10 protein-coding genes and 1 pseudogene are annotated in these 16,736 nt (G+C 57.8%); 8 read left to right on the top strand and 3 right to left on the bottom strand.

Annotated elements, in window-relative coordinates; genetic code table 11:
- Nucleotides 1–56: 56 nt before the first annotated feature.
- Both AC0V6O_RS08940 and AC0V6O_RS08935 read right to left on the bottom strand, forming a co-directional pair.
- Nucleotides 57–578, bottom strand: coding sequence for a hypothetical protein (locus AC0V6O_RS08940; RefSeq protein WP_486143348.1), 522 nt, complete (start codon nucleotides 576–578; stop codon nucleotides 57–59).
- A 25-nt stretch (nucleotides 579–603) separates the two neighbouring features.
- Nucleotides 604–2,544 carry a lytic transglycosylase domain-containing protein gene (locus AC0V6O_RS08935; RefSeq protein ID WP_486143346.1) on the bottom strand — a complete coding sequence of 647 codons (1,941 nt, stop codon included), beginning with the start codon at nucleotides 2,542–2,544 and terminating at the stop codon, nucleotides 604–606.
- Nucleotides 2,545–2,650: 106 nt separating this feature from the next.
- Between AC0V6O_RS08935 and dapA the strand changes: the two genes are divergently transcribed.
- The 8 genes and pseudogenes from dapA (at nucleotide 2,651) to alaS (ending at nucleotide 14,952) form a co-directional block, all read left to right on the top strand.
- Nucleotides 2,651–3,532 (top strand): 4-hydroxy-tetrahydrodipicolinate synthase, encoded by an 882-nt coding sequence (gene dapA, locus AC0V6O_RS08930; protein ID WP_486143344.1) that lies wholly within the window; start codon nucleotides 2,651–2,653, stop codon nucleotides 3,530–3,532.
- A 63-nt stretch (nucleotides 3,533–3,595) separates the two neighbouring features.
- Nucleotides 3,596–4,078: an SsrA-binding protein SmpB gene (smpB, locus tag AC0V6O_RS08925; protein ID WP_486143342.1), complete on the top strand. Its 483-nt coding sequence runs from the start codon at nucleotides 3,596–3,598 to the stop codon at nucleotides 4,076–4,078.
- Between the two features lie 196 nt (nucleotides 4,079–4,274).
- On the top strand, nucleotides 4,275–4,859 hold the full coding sequence (locus tag AC0V6O_RS08920; RefSeq protein ID WP_486143340.1) for a DUF2062 domain-containing protein: 585 nt from the start codon (nucleotides 4,275–4,277) through the stop codon (nucleotides 4,857–4,859).
- A gap of 115 nt (nucleotides 4,860–4,974) precedes the next feature.
- Nucleotides 4,975–7,416, top strand: a complete 2,442-nt coding sequence (locus AC0V6O_RS08915; protein ID WP_486143338.1) for a response regulator — start codon at nucleotides 4,975–4,977, stop codon at nucleotides 7,414–7,416.
- Nucleotides 7,417–7,574: 158 nt separating this feature from the next.
- Nucleotides 7,575–9,081, top strand: a pseudogene (locus tag AC0V6O_RS08910) (DUF4139 domain-containing protein).
- 14 nt (nucleotides 9,082–9,095) lie between these two features.
- On the top strand, nucleotides 9,096–10,715 hold the full coding sequence (locus AC0V6O_RS08905; RefSeq protein ID WP_486143336.1) for a DUF4139 domain-containing protein: 1,620 nt from the start codon (nucleotides 9,096–9,098) through the stop codon (nucleotides 10,713–10,715).
- Nucleotides 10,716–10,996: 281 nt separating this feature from the next.
- Entirely contained in the window at nucleotides 10,997–12,061 is a 1,065-nt protein-coding gene (gene recA, locus AC0V6O_RS08900) for a recombinase RecA (protein WP_486143334.1), read from the top strand.
- A 230-nt stretch (nucleotides 12,062–12,291) separates the two neighbouring features.
- Complete coding sequence (gene alaS, locus AC0V6O_RS08895; RefSeq protein WP_486143332.1) at nucleotides 12,292–14,952, top strand: alanine--tRNA ligase; 2,661 nt, start codon at nucleotides 12,292–12,294, stop codon at nucleotides 14,950–14,952.
- 7 nt (nucleotides 14,953–14,959) lie between these two features.
- Here the strand turns inward: alaS and AC0V6O_RS08890 are convergent, their stop codons facing one another.
- On the bottom strand, nucleotides 14,960–16,723 hold the full coding sequence (locus AC0V6O_RS08890) for a cation:proton antiporter domain-containing protein (protein WP_486143330.1): 1,764 nt from the start codon (nucleotides 16,721–16,723) through the stop codon (nucleotides 14,960–14,962).
- Nucleotides 16,724–16,736 lie beyond the last annotated feature (13 nt).

Below are 16,736 nucleotides of genomic sequence, written 5' to 3'. Positions count from 1 at the left end.
AGTTCGCCGCATATAGGCGCGCAAAGGCGCCTTTGCTAGCTTAGCATTTGAGCGGTCTATCTGAGCTTTGCGCAGCCGAGCAGCGCGGCATCAATTGCGGTAGCGGCGCCAGCGAGTTGATATCTGTCGGTGAAGGCGCGGCCACCCCTGTCACGGGCGCGAACGCTCATCCAGGTGGCGGAGCGCATGGCTGCAACGATTGCGGCGTCCATGCTGGCATCTTTCGCCCAGGCATCGCCGCCACCGCCGGTTAGGTCGAACTGCTTGTCACCAATGGTCAGGCGAATGGTCGCGCTATCCGCAATTGCGCGCGATAGCCGCAGGTGCACCTGATTGCGGATTGAGTTCTTCGGCCATGTCGCAATGCTGGCAAAGGGCGCGTAATCGCGCCGCGTTGTCGCGCTGGATGGCTTGGCGATGGCATAGCAGCGAGGCGTGCCGGGATCACGGAACGCGGCCCAGCTAGAATAAACGCCAAGGCTGTCTTTCGCAGCGAGCGGGCTGGCCAAGATGGCACCAAGCGCCAGCGCGCAGAGTAGCAGGGGGCGCGAGACAAATCTCTGCTTGAAGCTCGCCATTTCGAACCGCCCCCTTACGCCTGCTCTATCGCAAGTAATAGCTGACCGGCTGCGCTCTACCGGCCTCTTGCGGGTACATATGACTGTAGGACACGGCATTTCCGAGCACGCGCATGATGTAATAGCGGGTTTCGAAATTGGCTGGCACGCGCTCGATCCAAGTCACCCAATCGATATCGCCGCGGCGCGGATCTCCATTCAGGCGGAGCCATTGGTTTACCCGTCCGGGCCCAGCATTATAGGCTCCGATAGCAAGTGGGTAGGCGCCGCCATAATAGTCCATCATCCGGGCAAAATAGGCATCGCCCAGACGCATATTGTAGCTGGGTGAGCCGATCAGATTGGCTGAGAGATATTGCAAGCCTAGTTTGCCCGCTTGCTCCCGCGCCGTTCCCGGCATCAATTGCATCACGCCGCGTGCGCCAGCATGGCTGACACGAAAGCGGTCGAATTCGCTCTCCTGGCGAGAGATTGCATGGACCATGGTCCAGTTTGCGCCTGGAGGCGGTGTAACGGTTGGGAAGCCAAGGCGTTCAAAGCCTTTGAGCCCATGCTCGCCTGCTGTCATGCCCGCGACAACCGCCATTTCATCAAGGCCAGTTTCTGCAGCGAGATCAGCAACCATGCTCATTTCTTCAGGCGTGTCGGCAATATCAGCGACAGCTTCGAAGAAGCGCCGTTCGGTCTGCCACGCCATGCGGTTCGCGGCGATAGCGCGGATCGCCCTTACAACTGGGCGGCTGTTGAACGCAGTGCGCTGAGCTTGGCTCACCTCAATGGGAGCCAGCGGCGCGAATTGCGGCAGTGGGCGTCCCAAAGCCTCATACGCGAGCTGACCGTAGTAATACTCGGGAAACTCAGCCGCCATCTCAAAATAGCGCGTAGCCTCATCAGCTTGCCCGGCCTGGCGCGCAGAACGTCCAGCCCAGTAAAACCCTTTGGCCCGAATTAGGGGCGTGCCCGCACCCGCGCCATAGCGATAGAACAAGGGTGCAGCAGCGGTGCCATTGCCAAGACTCCAGAGCGCCTTTGTCCCGCCAAGCCACATCAAATCTGTGTACCGATCGCGAAGGGCGAAAGAGCCTTTCGACACATCCGTGCCGGGCGCGAACAGATCGTCGGCAGAGGCGGCAATTGCGACCGCTTGGCGCGCGCCAGAAGCCTTGGCTACGCTTAGCATTTGCGCGACCATATCCTCTGGCTTGTGCGAGGTGCGCGTGAAGTTTGGACGCGTGGTCAGAACATTCGCAGCTTGAGCAACCTGCCGCTTGGAACGCAATTGTTTCACATAATTATAGACGAAGCCGGGATCGCTGAGCGCGCCAGTCGGCACATTGCCGGTTTCTCCACGAATCACTCCGAGGCGAGCCATCGCCATATTGCGTTCGCTTGGCGAGATATTGACCATGTGGCGGACTGCGGCTTCGCTTTCGCTTTGCCAAAGGAGCGCATCCATCCGCGTGTTATGATCTTCGGCGGTGAGACGTGAGCCAAACAAGCCCATGATATAGGCTTCCGCTGGACCGCTCATTTCACCGCCGCGCCAGGCTTCGCGCGCAACGTCAAAGGCTTCCGCGCGCTGCGCACCAGCCAGAGCCAGTGCATAGCGTGCACGGCCAGAGTTGGTGAGCGGTGGATGGGCATCAAAGAAACGGATCAGATCCGCCGAAGAAGGTGCCTCGTTCTCTAGCGCGTTTTCCGCGCGCACCCGCAAAACGGTCATGCGTGGAAAATCTGGATAGGCGAGGGCAAAGCCAGCATAATCAGAAAAGCTGGAGAGGCGCGATTTCTGCAAAACCTCCCACCGAGCGATCGCTTGCCCGACGGCGCGCGGCTGCTGAGCCAGCATTGTGCTGTTCCCAGATTGGCCGGCATTTTGGGCAAAACACGGACCCGTCATGGCGGCTGTGCTGGTGAAAAGAATGGCGGCAACGGCAAGGGGATTGCCAAAAGAACTTTTACGCATGCTGGACATAGTGCCGATCGGCTCCTTATCAGGCGCTGAACAAGTGCCTTAGCTTTGGAGAATTGCTTCAGTTATTCGCTAAGTGCCTAGATAAAGGAATACAACAATGTTTAGCGGTTCAATCCCCGCTCTGGTGACTCCTTTTCGCGATGGAGCGTTTGACGAGGCTGCATTTCGCAAATTGGTCGACTGGCAAATTGAGCAAGGCAGCGCGGCTCTGGTCCCCTGCGGGACGACGGGTGAGGCATCGACACTGTCCAATGCAGAACATCACAGGGTTGTTGAAGTTTGCATAGAGCAAGCCGCTGGCCGCGTTCCCACAATTGCGGGGTGCGGATCAAACGACACGAAAAACGCGGCGCTGCATATTAGCTTCGCCAAGAAGGCTGGAGCCGCCGCAGCACTGTGCGTTGCGCCCTATTACAATCGACCAAGTCAGGCTGGTCTTGTGGCGCATTTCAGTTTTCTGGCTGAGAACTGTGATCTGCCAATTGTGCTTTATAATGTGCCGGGCCGCACCGTAACCGATATCGCACCGGAAACCACGATTGAGCTTGCCAACAAATTTCCTGAGAAAATTGTTGCTATCAAAGATGCGAGCGAAGACCTCTCCCGGGTTGCTGATCACCGTATGGGCATTGGCCGCACGTTCTGCCAGCTTTCTGGCAATGATGAGTTGGCTCTGCCGTTCAACGCAGCAGGCGGGAAGGGATGTATCTCTGTCACCGCCAACGTCGCGCCGGCGCTCTGCGCGGAATTTCAACAGGCCTGTGCTGACAATGACCTGGTGCGCGCTCGCGCGCTGAATGATCAGCTTTATCCGCTACATTACGCGATGTTTTCTGACTCAAGTCCGGGTCCGGTTAAATATGCGCTGAGCCGGGTGCAAGATTGGGCCACGTCAGAGGTTCGGTTGCCGCTATGCGAGGCGAGCGAGGCCGCGCGCAAAGCGGTTGATGCAGCATTGGAGCATGCGGGTCTGGTCTGAGGCTTAGTCTTCGGGCGCAAGCGAGATTGCGAATCTCGAACAAGCCACTACATCACGCGCATCATGGCGAGACCCAAACCCGAGACCTTTGATAAGCACAAGACCGTGGCGGAAAACCGCCGCGCGCGCTTCGACTATCACATCGAAGATAAATATGAGGCGGGTCTGGTACTGCACGGAACCGAGGTAAAGGCGCTGCGCTCTGGTCAGGCGACCATCGCGGAAAGCTATGCCGAAGTGCGTGACGGCGAGGTTTGGCTAGTCAACTCTAACATCCCTGAATACAGCCACGGTAATCGCCTGAATCACGAACCGAAGCGTCCGCGCAAGCTTCTGCTCAATGCGCGCGAGATTGGGAAAATGTTCGGCGCGGTGGAGCGCAAGGGTATGACGCTGGTTCCGCTGTCGATCTATTTCAACAAGCAAGGGCGCGCGAAGGTCGAGCTCGGACTGGCGAAGGGCAAGCAAGCGCATGATAAGCGCGCGAGCGTTAAAGATCGCGATTGGAAACGGGATAAGGCCCGCCTGATGCGTGAAAAGGGATAGCCCCAACTGACATGCAAACGCTTTAGTCACGTAATAGTCGCAAAGTTTTGTAAGATCGTCAGCAACCCACTGTTCAGCGGCCAATTCCTACCCATATGATGTCCATGTCTTACACCTTGCACATTCCTGCATTTCCGCAGCTTTCCACCATAGATGGGCAGTTGTCCGTTGCATGTGGCAATCAGGTGCACGGTTCATGATTGAAAAACGCAGCAAAACCTGGGCGATGGACATGCTGCGCAAATATATGCCGACGCGCGAGCAGATGGCGCGCAACAAATATCTCAAGCCATTTGCGCACCGTTTTCTCTCACCGGAACTGTGGCGTTTTACCCGGCGATCGGTCCCGCGCGGCGTAGCGTTGGGGCTGTTTGCGGGCTTTATTATCCCGGTTGGGCAAATCTTCCTTGCCGCCTTTCTTGCCCTGCCGGCACGCGCGAATATGCCACTGGCGGCAATGGTCACCTTCATCACTAACCCTTTCACCTTTCCGTTTTGGATCGTGATCGCCAACCAAGTTGGCAAAATGACGCTAAACCTTGACGCGGCGGTCGGCGGGCTCGCCAATGATGAGCTTGCCAGTGGTCGATGGAGTTGGCTCATCGACTTGTTCCAACTCGCCGGCGTTACCGCCTTTGGCTTTGTAGTGCTTGCTATCGTATCGTCAGCGGTGGGTTATCTCATCTCTGGCGCGGTGTGGCGCGTGATGGTTGCGCGTCGCCGTGCAAAACGCTTGGCGCGGATGGAAGCACGGCTCGACCAGCGGCTCAATGCCAATTAGAGATTAGAATAGTTGGTTCGGTAAGAGCCACGAACGATCCCTATTGCGCAGCGCCGCCAAGATGCTGCATCCGTACCGCTGAACCAAAACGTAAAGTGCGAGAGAAAAGAGCGCTATGAAAGCCGTCTTGCAGGCCAATGATCAAAACCGATTGATGATCGCAGGGCTGGCGGCTGCCCTGTGCGTCAGCGCTGGGATCCTGTGGTTGGCAACACGTGAGCCTGCGCTGGTTTTGTCCTATGCATTGGGACTCGGCGTATTGCTGGTCGGCGTGTTCACCTTTGACCGAATGCGCGCAGAGCCAGCGGCGCAGATCGAAAGCGCACCCGATTGGACGGTTACAATTGCCGCCATCGAAGAAGCGGGCGAGGCGGTTGCGATTACGGACCGGGCGAACCGCCTGGTCTGCGCAAATTCTGCTTTCATCGATGGGTTTGGGATTGGTGCGGCGCCGCCTTCGCTTCCGCTTGAGCGTGAAGGGCTAGAGGCGATGACGCGCCTCGCCCGCGAAGCCTGGCGTGATGGCTCGGGCGCATTAAAGGAACTGGCGGGCAAGGCTGGCGAAACTCCTTGGAAAGTAACCGTTGAACGCGCAGGGCGCGGTGAAGATCACCTGATCTGGCGTTTCCGGCGCCATGTTATGCCGAGCAGTGACGCGCTGGCCGATCTTGATTTGGCTGGACCGTTTGGCCTCATGTTGAGTCGCGCGGGCATCGAAAGTGCGATCACTGGCTCGGATGGAGTCATCAAAATGGTGAGCTCAGGCTTTGCCGAGCGTTCGGTTGGCGACGCTAGCGCAACTATGGCCGGTCAGGATTTTGTGACCTACCTGCGCTCTGATGACCGCGACCGGATATTCTTCGCCCGCGAAGGGAGAGGGGGTACGCCGCAAACTTTGATCCACGTGCCGCTCGATGATCCGAGCGCGCAGATCCAGTCTGGCCCAGATGAAGGCCCCTCGTTAATGCTGCTCGTCGATAGCGGCGTCGGGATTGGCAGCGGATGGGATGGATCCTCGCAAGCTGGCGTGGCCCAGCTTGACGCACTGCTCGCGCAATTGCCCCTTGGTTTGGCGATGACGGACCGCGATGGCCGCTTCCTGTTTTGCAATGATGCCTTCTTGCGCTCGGTCGATCGGGAAGGGCGCGGCCTGCCCGCATTTCCTACTGATCTTGTGGTGCGCGAAGACAAGGGCGCTATGTCCGACGCTGTGCGGCGCCACGGCCGCGGCCCTGCGACCAGCGGGGATATGGCGGTGCGCCTCTCAATCCAGCCCGAAGAGCCGGTTTCGATTGGCCTCGCTGGCGTGCGCGGTCTTGGCGAGGCGGCGGTGCTGCTTAGCCTTGCCGATTCGAGCGAGGAAAACCAGCTGAAGCGCCAGGTTGCACAGGCCACGAAAATGCAGGCCGTTGGGCAATTGGCGGGCGGTGTCGCCCATGACTTTAACAATGTGCTGACGGCCATTATCGGCACCTGTGATCTGATGCTGCTGCGCCATACGCCCGGCGACAGCGACTATGACGATATTCAACAGATCCGCGCCAACTCTAATCGCGCCGCATCGCTGACCCGGCAATTGCTGGCATTCTCTCGGCAGCAAACCCTGCGTCCTGAAATCCTGCAATTGCCCGATGTGGTGAGCGAAGTTGGGCCGTTGATTAAACGACTGCTGGGCGAGAAGATCCAATACTACGTCCAGCATGATCGCGACCTGGGGCCAGTGCGGGCTGACCCGCAGCAGCTTGAGCAAGTTATCATGAACCTCGCAGTGAATGCCCGCGATGCGATCCAGTCAAACGGTAAGGGCAGCGGGCGCATTTCGCTGCTCACGCGCAGCCTGCAAGCCAAGGAAGTGATCAAGTTGGGGTCGGAAATTCTCCCAGCGGCTGATTACACCGTGCTGATCGTGCAGGACACCGGGGGCGGCATTCCCGCGCACGTCCTGCCGAAATTGTTTGAGCCATTCTTCACCACCAAAGAGCAAGGCAAAGGCACCGGTCTTGGCCTTTCCACCGCCTACGGGATTGTGAAGCAGTCTGGCGGCTTCATCTTCGTCGACAATGTTATGGATCAAAACGACCGACCTAAGGGTGCGCGCTTTACAATATATTTCCCGGTCTACGCCGGTGAGGCACCCAAAAAGATCGCCGAAGCTCCTCCAGAGCCATCGTCTGATTGGGCCGAAGGCGGCAGGATCCTGCTCGTTGAGGACGAAGACATGGTCCGCGCAGTTGCCGAACGCGCGCTTGCCCGCGCGGGTTATGAAGTCACGGCATGTCCAGGCGGGGAAGAGGGCTTGGCCGCAATCTCAGACGGCGGTGAGTTCGATCTGATCGTCAGCGATGTCGTGATGCCTGGTATGGATGGCCCGGCCATGGTGCGCGCGATTCGCCAAAAGCTGCCGCATATGCCGGTGCTGTTTATGTCAGGCTATGCCGAGGAACAGCTGCGCAAAGACATCGATATTCCAGACATGCATTTCATCCCCAAACCGTTCAGCGTTCAGGCGATCGGGGACAAGGTCGGCAATGTAATGCAGCGGGTCAGGCGGAGTTAAGCCTCTCAAGGCTTGCTTGATAGTGCATTGAAAATACAACTAAAAGTATCGATTTGCACAGGCGGTTATCACTGTACTTGCACTAGCCCAAAGTCCATTCATCGCGCATACAGTACACCCCGTCATGCTTATTGGCGGGTTCAATAGGAGGCTGGGTGATGAACGCGATTAAGCTAGGATTGGTGTCAGGTTTGGCACTTGGGATGAGCGCTCTTGGAGCAACGACGGCCACCTCACAATCGCTACCAGATCCAGATGAAACAGCGCAGGGCGATGTCGCGGTTACGATCTACAACAACAATCTCGCGCTGGTGCAGGACGTGCGCCAAATCAACATTGAGCGTGGTCGCAGCCGGGTTGAGTTTCCAGATGTTTCCGCAACCATTCAACCGCAAACGCTGAGCTTTTTTGCACCGAATACATCGATCATCGAGCAGAATTTTGACTTCGACCTGCTGACGCCGGCCAAGATGATGGAAAAGGCGATTGGTCAAACAGTCACTCTGCTGCGCACTAATCCTGCGACCGGGCGAGAGACCCGTGAACGCGTGAAGGTTCTGTCGACTGCGGGCGGTGTGGTGGTCCAAATCGGCAATCGAGATCGAGGTCTTGCGCGATGATGGCCTTCCGGTCCGTGTGATTTTTGATCGAGTGCCGCCCAATCTGCGCGCCCGCCCAACATTGTCAGTAAACCTCAACAGCACTCGTGGCGGTACGCGCCCGGTCTCGATCCGCTATTTGACGGGCGGACTTGGTTGGAGCGCGGATTATGTCGCGCTTTACAATGAGCAAACGGACTCGATTGATATGCAAGGCTGGGTGACGCTTACGAACAATACCGGAACCACATTCAATCAGGCGAAGACGCTGCTGGTCGCTGGTAATCCTAACAATCGCGGAGGCCGCGGCCGTGGGGGCGGAAATCGAAACTTGATCCGACCTGGAACGGAAACCGCTGCGCGAGAGCAGCTGGGCGATTTCTATCTCTATCCGATCAGTGGGCGCACGACGATTGCCAATGCACAGACCAAGCAAGTGAGCTTCCTCGATGTGCAATCGGTCCCAGCGCGCAAGATCTATGAGCGGACAATTGGTTGGCTCTCGAACGATCGCAGCCCCGTGAATGTTTCAAGCGCCATTTCCTTCTCAACTTCGCGTGATCAGGGGTTGGGTGATGCTCTGCCGTCGGGCACCGTGCGGTTTTATCAGCGCGACAACCAAGGTACGCCTCAATTTATCGGCGAGAATAGCATTGGCCACACGCCCATGGGCAGCGAGCTCTCGCTCAGAACCGGCGACGCCTTTGACATTTTTGTGCAAGCCGAAGTGGAGAAGCGCGAAGAAATCACCAGTTCAGATTGGGAGCGCACAGCACGGTTCCGGGTGATTGAGGATGGCGAGACCACCCGCCAGATTGAGGTTGAACGACCCAAACAATATTACCGCACAACCATGCGCTATACGTTGACCAATGCTAAAAGCACGTCGGTTGATGTCGATCTGACCCAAAGCGGGCTTTACCGCGGATATTGGTCGAACGACTACCGTGTGGTCAGCGAGGACATCACAGGTGAGCAGATCAATTTTGATCGGCGCAAATGGGTGGTGCCAGTGCCAGCCAACGGCGAGCGCGTGATCCGCGTTACCTACGAAACCCGTTACTAAGGGGGCGGGCGATCATGCGGAGCCCCGCATCTATCGGATTGGCGCTTGGCCTATTGGCTAGCGCGGTTGTCAGCGCCCCTGCCAGCGCGCAAGAGGGCGCGACGGCTGGTATTGAAGCGCCGGCTCCGTCTCAAACGCAGCAAACCCGTCAGGCGGTCGACGCTTCTGCGCCGCAATCGCTTTCGGTCACTGTCTACCGTGATCCGCGTAGGCAGCTTGGCCAAGAGATGAACCGTCGTTGGCCGCAAGGCTTCGCCATGATCAGCGAGACTCGCACGGTCACTTTGCCGCCTGGGCAATCGACGATCCGCTTTGAGGGCGTGGCCGAGGGTATGGTCGGGGTTAGCGCAATTGTCTCAGGCTTACCTGGCGGTACGATTGAGAAAAACCGCAATGCTGACTTGCTGTCACCCGCCGCTTTAGTGAACGGGGCGCTTGGCAACCGTGTGACCTTGACGCGGACCAATCCCGCGACCGGAGCAGAAGAGCCTCAAAGCGCAATTGTTCGCACCAGGGCCGATGGCGGCTTGGTGCTGCAAACGGACCAAGGATATGAGGCGGTGCGCTGCGCGGGCCTGCCCGAGCGATTGACCTTTGATCGTGTGCCAAAGGGACTATCGGCAGAACCGATTTTTACCATCGACACTCAGGATGCGAGCGGGGGAACTTATGAAGTCGTCCTTACCTATCTCGCATGGGGCTTCGATTGGCAGGCGAATTATGTCGCGACTTTACCTGATCACGGGAGCGCTTCGGTTGCAGGCTCGACGAGGCGAGGGGAGAACGGCAATTTCAAACTCGGCCTGATGAGCTGGCTGACGATCCTCAATGACAATGGTCAGAGCTTTGACGATGCAGAATTGTTGGTGATTGCGGGCTCGCTCAGCGTGGTGAGCGATTTTCGCAGTCTTGCGACGCCGCCTCGGGCCGCGCCGCTGCGCCTAACATGCTATCCGATAGGCAGCACGGCTGCTGGCTCTCCGGTCCAATCCCCTCAGTCGATTGTGGTGACTGGTCGTCGCAATGAATCGCGGATGAAGCTTTCTGCTCCTGCACCGGTAATGGCGATGGCCGACGCGGCGGTGGGAGTAAGTGAGGCTGAGGTAATGCAAGCGGTCGAAGAGCAGCTTGGCGACCTCAAGCTTTACCGTGTACCAGAGCGAGTGAATGTGTCGGCCAAGGGCCTGAAACAGATTGCGTTTCTCAATCGGCAAGAGGTCGATGCGCGCTATCTCTACCGGGTGAATTGCGGATTTTTGGTCACGCGTGAGGGACAGCCTAACCCTGGCTTTGAAAATGCGGACATGCTGCTTGTTACGAAGAACGAAACCGAGCGAGGACTGGGTGTGGCCCTGCCTCAAGGCGGTTTGACCGTGTTTGAACCGAGCAGCTTTGGTCCGCAATTGGTCGCTGATGTTGATATGCGGGACTATGCGGAAGATCAGGACGTCGAGCTTGGAATTGGGGCAAGCAATCAGGTCTTTGCGAAATGTCTGCCTGCCCCTGGCCCAGTGACAACCGGGAATATGAACAGTTGGTTTGGCAATGGGGTGGAGCTCACCAACGCTAATGCGCATCCGATTAATGTTCGGATTGACCTGGGCGAGATCCTCTCTTTGGGAGGTGCGCTTTAGGGAGGCAAAGACTCGCATGAAGGATGGCCGTATTGTTGCAGAAGTGGATGTTCCCGCGAATTCGGAACGCACATTCCGGTGGTCTATTCGCGACCCGGCATAACTTTTTTCTGCGGTCTTTCTCCCATAAATTCAGAATCTTGGCGCGTGCCTTCATGGGGGCACATACGAATTCTCATGTTCCCTACTTGTTCTATTGGAACAAAGTGGGTACAAGCTGTCTCCACAAGGGGCGGTCGATAACAATTTGTCGACCCTAGGCAAGTCAAGGAGGCCATGCGATGTCTGCAAGTCTGAAATTGGTAGAAAAAGGAAAGACAGTGGACCGTCAAAAAGCGCTCGACGCCGCACTTGCGCAAATAGATCGTGCTTTCGGTAAAGGTTCAGCAATGAAGCTGGGGTCTCGCGAAGCAATGAATATCGAGTCCATTCCAACTGGTTCGTTAGGGTTGGATATTGCGCTTGGTATTGGCGGCCTTCCGAAAGGCCGCGTGATAGAAGTGTACGGGCCTGAAAGTTCGGGCAAGACCACCTTGGCATTGCATGTGATTGCAGAGGCTCAGAAGGCTGGCGGCACAGCGGCTTTTGTCGATGCAGAGCATGCTCTTGACCCGGTCTATGCCAACAAACTGGGCGTCGACATTGATGAATTGATTGTTTCTCAGCCTGATACAGGTGAGCAGGCACTCGAGATTACTGACACGTTGGTCCGCTCCAATGCGATTGACGTGCTGGTGGTCGACTCGGTCGCGGCGCTCGTCCCCCGCGCAGAAATTGAAGGTGAAATGGGCGATTCCCATGTCGGCCTTCAAGCGCGGCTTATGTCCCAATCGCTGCGTAAGCTGACCGGGTCGATCAACCGCTCCAAATGCATGGTCATCTTCATCAACCAATTGCGGATGAAGATCGGCGTTATGTACGGTAACCCAGAGACAACAACCGGCGGCAACGCGCTTAAATTCTATGCTTCTGTTCGCTTGGACATCCGCCGCACGGGCCAGATTAAGGACCGCGACGAAGTGGTTGGCAATTCAACCCGCGTGAAAGTGGTGAAGAACAAAGTTGCACCGCCATTCAAGCAAGTTGAATTCGACATCATGTACGGTGAGGGCATTTCTAAGATTGGTGAGATACTTGATCTTGGCGTGAAGGCAGGCCTGGTAGAGAAATCAGGCAGTTGGTTCTCTTATGATAGCGTGCGGATTGGTCAGGGACGTGAAAACGCCAAGACCTTCCTCAAAGAGAACACAGAGATGTGCAATCAGTTGGAAGCCGCCATTCGCGGCCGCACCGACGAGGTTGCCGAGGAGATGATGACAGGGCCGGACGCGGACTCTGACGACTGATCCTCAAGCGAGTGCGGTAATCGCATTCGGAAAATCGGAAAGCCGGTATGCGCCATCCCCCTTGGCGATGCCGGCTTTTCTGTGTCTGGCATGGGGCTGCGCTTTGCAAACTTGCCGGATGTCTGTCCGTCTAAAGCCACATTGTGGTAATGAAGAATTACGAACTCAGTGTGCATTGATCACGCGGTGGCTTGTCGCTGACCGCGTGATTGCCTAACTGCATTCTCGCAATGACTTCGACCAACGATATTCGCCGCTCTTTTCTCGACTTCTTCGGGAATGCTGACCACGCTGAGGTGCCCAGTGCACCACTGGTTCCCTATAACGATCCGACATTGATGTTCGTGAATGCGGGCATGGTGCCTTTCAAGAACGCATTTACTGGACTGGAGGCGCCGCCTGCGCCGCGCGCCGCGTCTTCGCAAAAATGCGTGCGCGCTGGTGGTAAGCATAATGACCTGGACAATGTCGGATACACAGCGCGGCATCACACCTTCTTTGAAATGCTCGGCAATTTTTCGTTTGGCGACTATTTCAAGGAGCAAGCGATCTTGAATGCTTGGACGCTTCTAACGCAGGAATGGGGCCTTCCCGCAGATAAGCTCACCGCGACCGTCTATCACACCGATGATGAAGCGTTCGATCTATGGCGCAAGATTTCCGGCCTGCCAGAGGAACGGATCATTCGCATCCCGACCAACGACAACTTCTGGTCAATGGGCGACACCGGGCCATGTGGACCGTGTTCGGAAATTTTTTATGACCACGGTGAGCATATTGCAGGCGGCCCTCCGGGTAGCCCGGATGAAGACGGTGATCGCTTTGTCGAGATCTGGAATCTCGTCTTCATGCAGTTTGACCAGAAGGCTAGTGGTGAGCGCACCGACTTGCCGCGCCCGTCGATTGACACTGGTATGGGGCTGGAACGCATCGCTGCGGTTATGCAGGGTGTGCACAACAATTACGACACCGACACGTTCAAAGCGCTGATCGCTGCCTCGGAACAGCTCACCGGAGTGGGCGGCGAAGGTGATGCAGTGGCAAGCCACCGGGTCATCGCGGACCATTTGCGTTCGGTCAGCTTCCTGATGGCTGACGGTGTGCTGCCGTCTAATGAGGGGCGTGGATATGTCCTTCGTCGGATCATGCGCCGTGCGATGCGGCATGCACACTTGCTCGGAGCGAGCGAGCCTCTGATGCACAGGCTTGTCCCGGCGTTGGTCACGGAAATGGGACAAGCCTATCCGGAGCTCACCCGCGGTCAAACCTTGATCCAGGAAGTGCTTGAGCGTGAGGAAACGCAGTTCCGCAAGACATTAGACAAGGGTCTAAAGCTGCTCGACGAAGCTACCAGCAGCATGAGCGAGGGCGGCGAACTCGATGGGGAGACCGCGTTTAAACTCTACGACACCTACGGTTTTCCCTATGATCTGACCGAAGACGCTCTGCGCGAACGCGGGATTGGCGTGGATGGCAAAGGCTTCGAAGCTGCGATGGAGCGTCAAAAGGCTGCGGCTCGCGCGGCTTGGAAAGGGTCGGGCGATGCCGCATCGGGCGAGGTGTGGTTCGACATTGCGGAGCGCGAAGGCGCCACGGAATTTACCGGCTATAATTCTACCTCGGGCGAGGGGACCGTGGTCGCAATCGTCAAAGACGGCACGGAGGTTCAATCAGTTAAAGCGGGCGAGAGCGCGGTTTTGCTGACCAACCAGACCCCGTTTTATGGCGAAAGCGGTGGGCAGACAGGTGATACCGGTAGTATCAGCACACCGAATGGATTTGCCGCCAAGGTTTTGGACACGGCGAAACCTCTGGGACGCCTTCACGCGCATCAGGTTGAGGTAACCGGCGGCGAAGTATCGGTCGGCGACAATGTACATTTGGAAGTTGATGATGTGCGGCGCGCGAAGGTGCGTTCCAATCACTCGGCCACTCACCTGGTCCACGCGGCGCTGCGCAATCGGCTTGGCGGGCACGTGACGCAAAAAGGCTCCCTGGTTGCAGAAGATCGTTTGCGGTTTGATTTCTCCCATCCAAAGCCTTTGGAGACCGAAGATATTGCCGTGATTGAGGCTGAAGTGAACGCCGAGATCAGGGCAAATGAGCCGGTCGGAACACGCTTGATGAGCCCCGATGACGCCGTTGAAGCGGGCGCCTTGGCGCTGTTCGGCGAGAAATACGGGGAGGAAGTGCGCGTACTTTCCATGGGACGCACGGGCACGGAAGGCCGTTCATTCTCGGTCGAACTGTGCGGCGGAACGCATGTTTCGGCCACAGGCGACATTGGCGTGTTCCGGATCATCTCTGAGAGTGCCGTGTCCTCTGGTGTACGGCGCATTGAGGCGTTGACCGGTGAGGCTGCGCGCACTTGGCTGGTCGAACGCGAGAATGCTTTGAAGGCGGCGGCGAGTGCAATTCGTGCGACGCCAGAAGAGGTGCCCGCACGGGTCGCTGCGTTGCTTGATGAGCGCAAGCGGCTTGAGAAGGAACTCGCGGAGGCGAAGAAGGCTCTGGCATTGGGCGGCGGCGCGAGCGGCGGCGATGGTCCCGCGCAAACGGATGAAGATGTTGGTGGAGTAACCTTCAGCGGCCAGGTGCTCGATAGCCTGAGTCCCAAGGAACTGCGCCCGCTGCTCGATGAGGCGAAGACACGCCTTGGCTCCGGTATCGCAGCGGCGATCGCCGTGAACGATGGTCGGGCCGCTATTGCGGTCGCAGTGACTGATGATCTGACAGAGCGGTTTGACGCAACCTCTCTAGTACGTGTTGGCGTGGAAGCGCTTGGCGGCAAGGGCGGAGGCGGTCGTCCCGACATGGCGCAAGGCGGCGGTCCGGATGGCAGTAAAGCGGCAGATGCTCTGGCAGCGGTCAAGGCTGCCATCGCTGGGTAGGTAGAGGCTAAGGCGTGTTGGTTGAGGTGCGCAATTGCGGCTTGCTGGTAAGTTTGCCATCGCGCTCTAACCGCTCGCGAAATTCATCGCGCTTCTCGTGGATAGAGGCGATTACTGGCCCCATGGGTATGCCGATGTCGACCAGCACAGCCTCCGAAAGCTGAAGCGAACTCTCTAAGTTCTCCGGCACGGCATGGCTGGCGCCTGCGCGGTACAGCGCGGCGGCGTGATCGGTGTCGCGCGCGCGGGCAACGATCAGCAGTTCGGGATAGCTCTTTCGCAGTTTTGTGACCAAGCGTTGAGCTAGCACAGGCTCATCCATGGTTAGAACGATTGCCGGAGCCTTTTCAATCCCGAGCCGTGACAACGCATCCCCGCGCGCCGCATCACCGAATGCCGAACGGTAGCCATCGCGCGCCGCGCGTTCGATCAGGTCAGGGTCCGAATCGAGCGCAACATAGGGCTGATCGTGCATAACCAGCATGTCCGCGATCAGGCGACCGACACGGCCCGCACCGATGATGATGGTGCGCGCTTCGTCCTCGTCTTCGTCGGGCAACTCTGGGACGGGTTCCACTCGGCGTGCGATTACCCGTCCGAGGCGGGCGAGCAGCGGTGTGATGGTAAGGCCAATTGCCGTTACGATTTGCCAGAATTGCGCGGTTTCTGCATCAACGACTAGAGCGGTGGTAGCCGCCGCCAAGACGATCAGCGTCGTTTCGCTTGGGCTGGCCATCAGCACGCCGGTCTCTGCTGCGGTGCTCTTGCGTGCGCCCATCAGGCGCAACAGCACGCCCGTAACGATAGCTTTGAACACCAGCACGCCGACGACAGCGAGCATGATTTCAGCCAGGTTCTGCCAAATCGTGGCAAGGTTGATGCTCATCCCGATGGTGATCAGGAACACGCCGAGTGCCAGGCCCTTAAAGGGTTCCATAATGCTCTCAACTTCGCCGTGATACTCAGTTTCTGCGATCAGCAGGCCCGCGATCAGCGCGCCAACGATGGGCGATAGACCGACCGCTGAAGTGGCGAGGCTGGCACCGATGACGACCAACAGGGAAGCGGCAAGGAACAGCTCTGGACTCTTCGTGCGCGCAGCCTGTGAGAACAGCCGAGGGAGCGCGAAACGGCCGAGCACCAGCAGCGCGAGAATGACGAGGCCGCCTTGCCACAGCGTGTCGGTGAGGCCGCTCCAGCCCTCGGCCTGTGCATGCGGGGCAAGCGCGCCAAGGATGAAGACGATCGGTACGATCATGATGTCTTCGAACAACAGCATGGACAGCGCCGCGCGGCCAACCGGTGATTTCGTCCCTGAGATTGGCAGTACGATAGCGGTGGATGAGAAGGCGAGGGCGAAGCCAAGCGCGAGTGCCCCGGTCCAGTCCATTCCGCTGATGTAGCCGAAGAACGCGGCGGACGCGGAACCGATGATAAGCAGCTCAAGCGAGCCAAGTCCGAACACCAGTTTTCGCAATTGCCACAGACGGTTGAACGAGAGTTCTAGCCCAATGGCGAACAGTAGTAGGATGATGCCGAAATCGGCGAAGGGCGTTAATCGCTCTGGGTCCGATATGGTCACATGTCTGAGACCCGGGACGGCTTCGACTAGAGTGCCAAGGCCGTAAGGGCCGACCAGAACGCCGATCAGGATGAAGCCAATGATCGGAGTGATGCGGAATCTGGCGAATACAGGAATGACGATCCCGGCTGCGCCCAGGATGACCAACGCATCCTTCATCATTGGTGATAGAGAGAGTTCGCCTGCCATGTCAGTAGGCCAG

The sequence above is a fragment of the Erythrobacter sp. JB2-19 genome (assembly GCF_057365005.1).
This window is presented reverse-complemented; position numbering and strand designations above follow the sequence as displayed.

Coding starts and splice junctions, on each gene's coding strand:
- smpB (WP_486143342.1), top strand. CDS start 3,596: ATGGCGAGACCCAAACCCGAGACCTTTGATAAGCACAAGACCGTGGCG.
- AC0V6O_RS08935 (WP_486143346.1), bottom strand. CDS start 2,544: ATGCGTAAAAGTTCTTTTGGCAATCCCCTTGCCGTTGCCGCCATTCTT.
- AC0V6O_RS08915 (WP_486143338.1), top strand. CDS start 4,975: ATGAAAGCCGTCTTGCAGGCCAATGATCAAAACCGATTGATGATCGCA.
- AC0V6O_RS08905 (WP_486143336.1), top strand. CDS start 9,096: ATGCGGAGCCCCGCATCTATCGGATTGGCGCTTGGCCTATTGGCTAGC.
- AC0V6O_RS08920 (WP_486143340.1), top strand. CDS start 4,275: ATGATTGAAAAACGCAGCAAAACCTGGGCGATGGACATGCTGCGCAAA.
- dapA (WP_486143344.1), top strand. CDS start 2,651: ATGTTTAGCGGTTCAATCCCCGCTCTGGTGACTCCTTTTCGCGATGGA.
- AC0V6O_RS08890 (WP_486143330.1), bottom strand. CDS start 16,723: ATGGCAGGCGAACTCTCTCTATCACCAATGATGAAGGATGCGTTGGTC.
- recA (WP_486143334.1), top strand. CDS start 10,997: ATGTCTGCAAGTCTGAAATTGGTAGAAAAAGGAAAGACAGTGGACCGT.
- alaS (WP_486143332.1), top strand. CDS start 12,292: ATGACTTCGACCAACGATATTCGCCGCTCTTTTCTCGACTTCTTCGGG.
- AC0V6O_RS08940 (WP_486143348.1), bottom strand. CDS start 578: ATGGCGAGCTTCAAGCAGAGATTTGTCTCGCGCCCCCTGCTACTCTGC.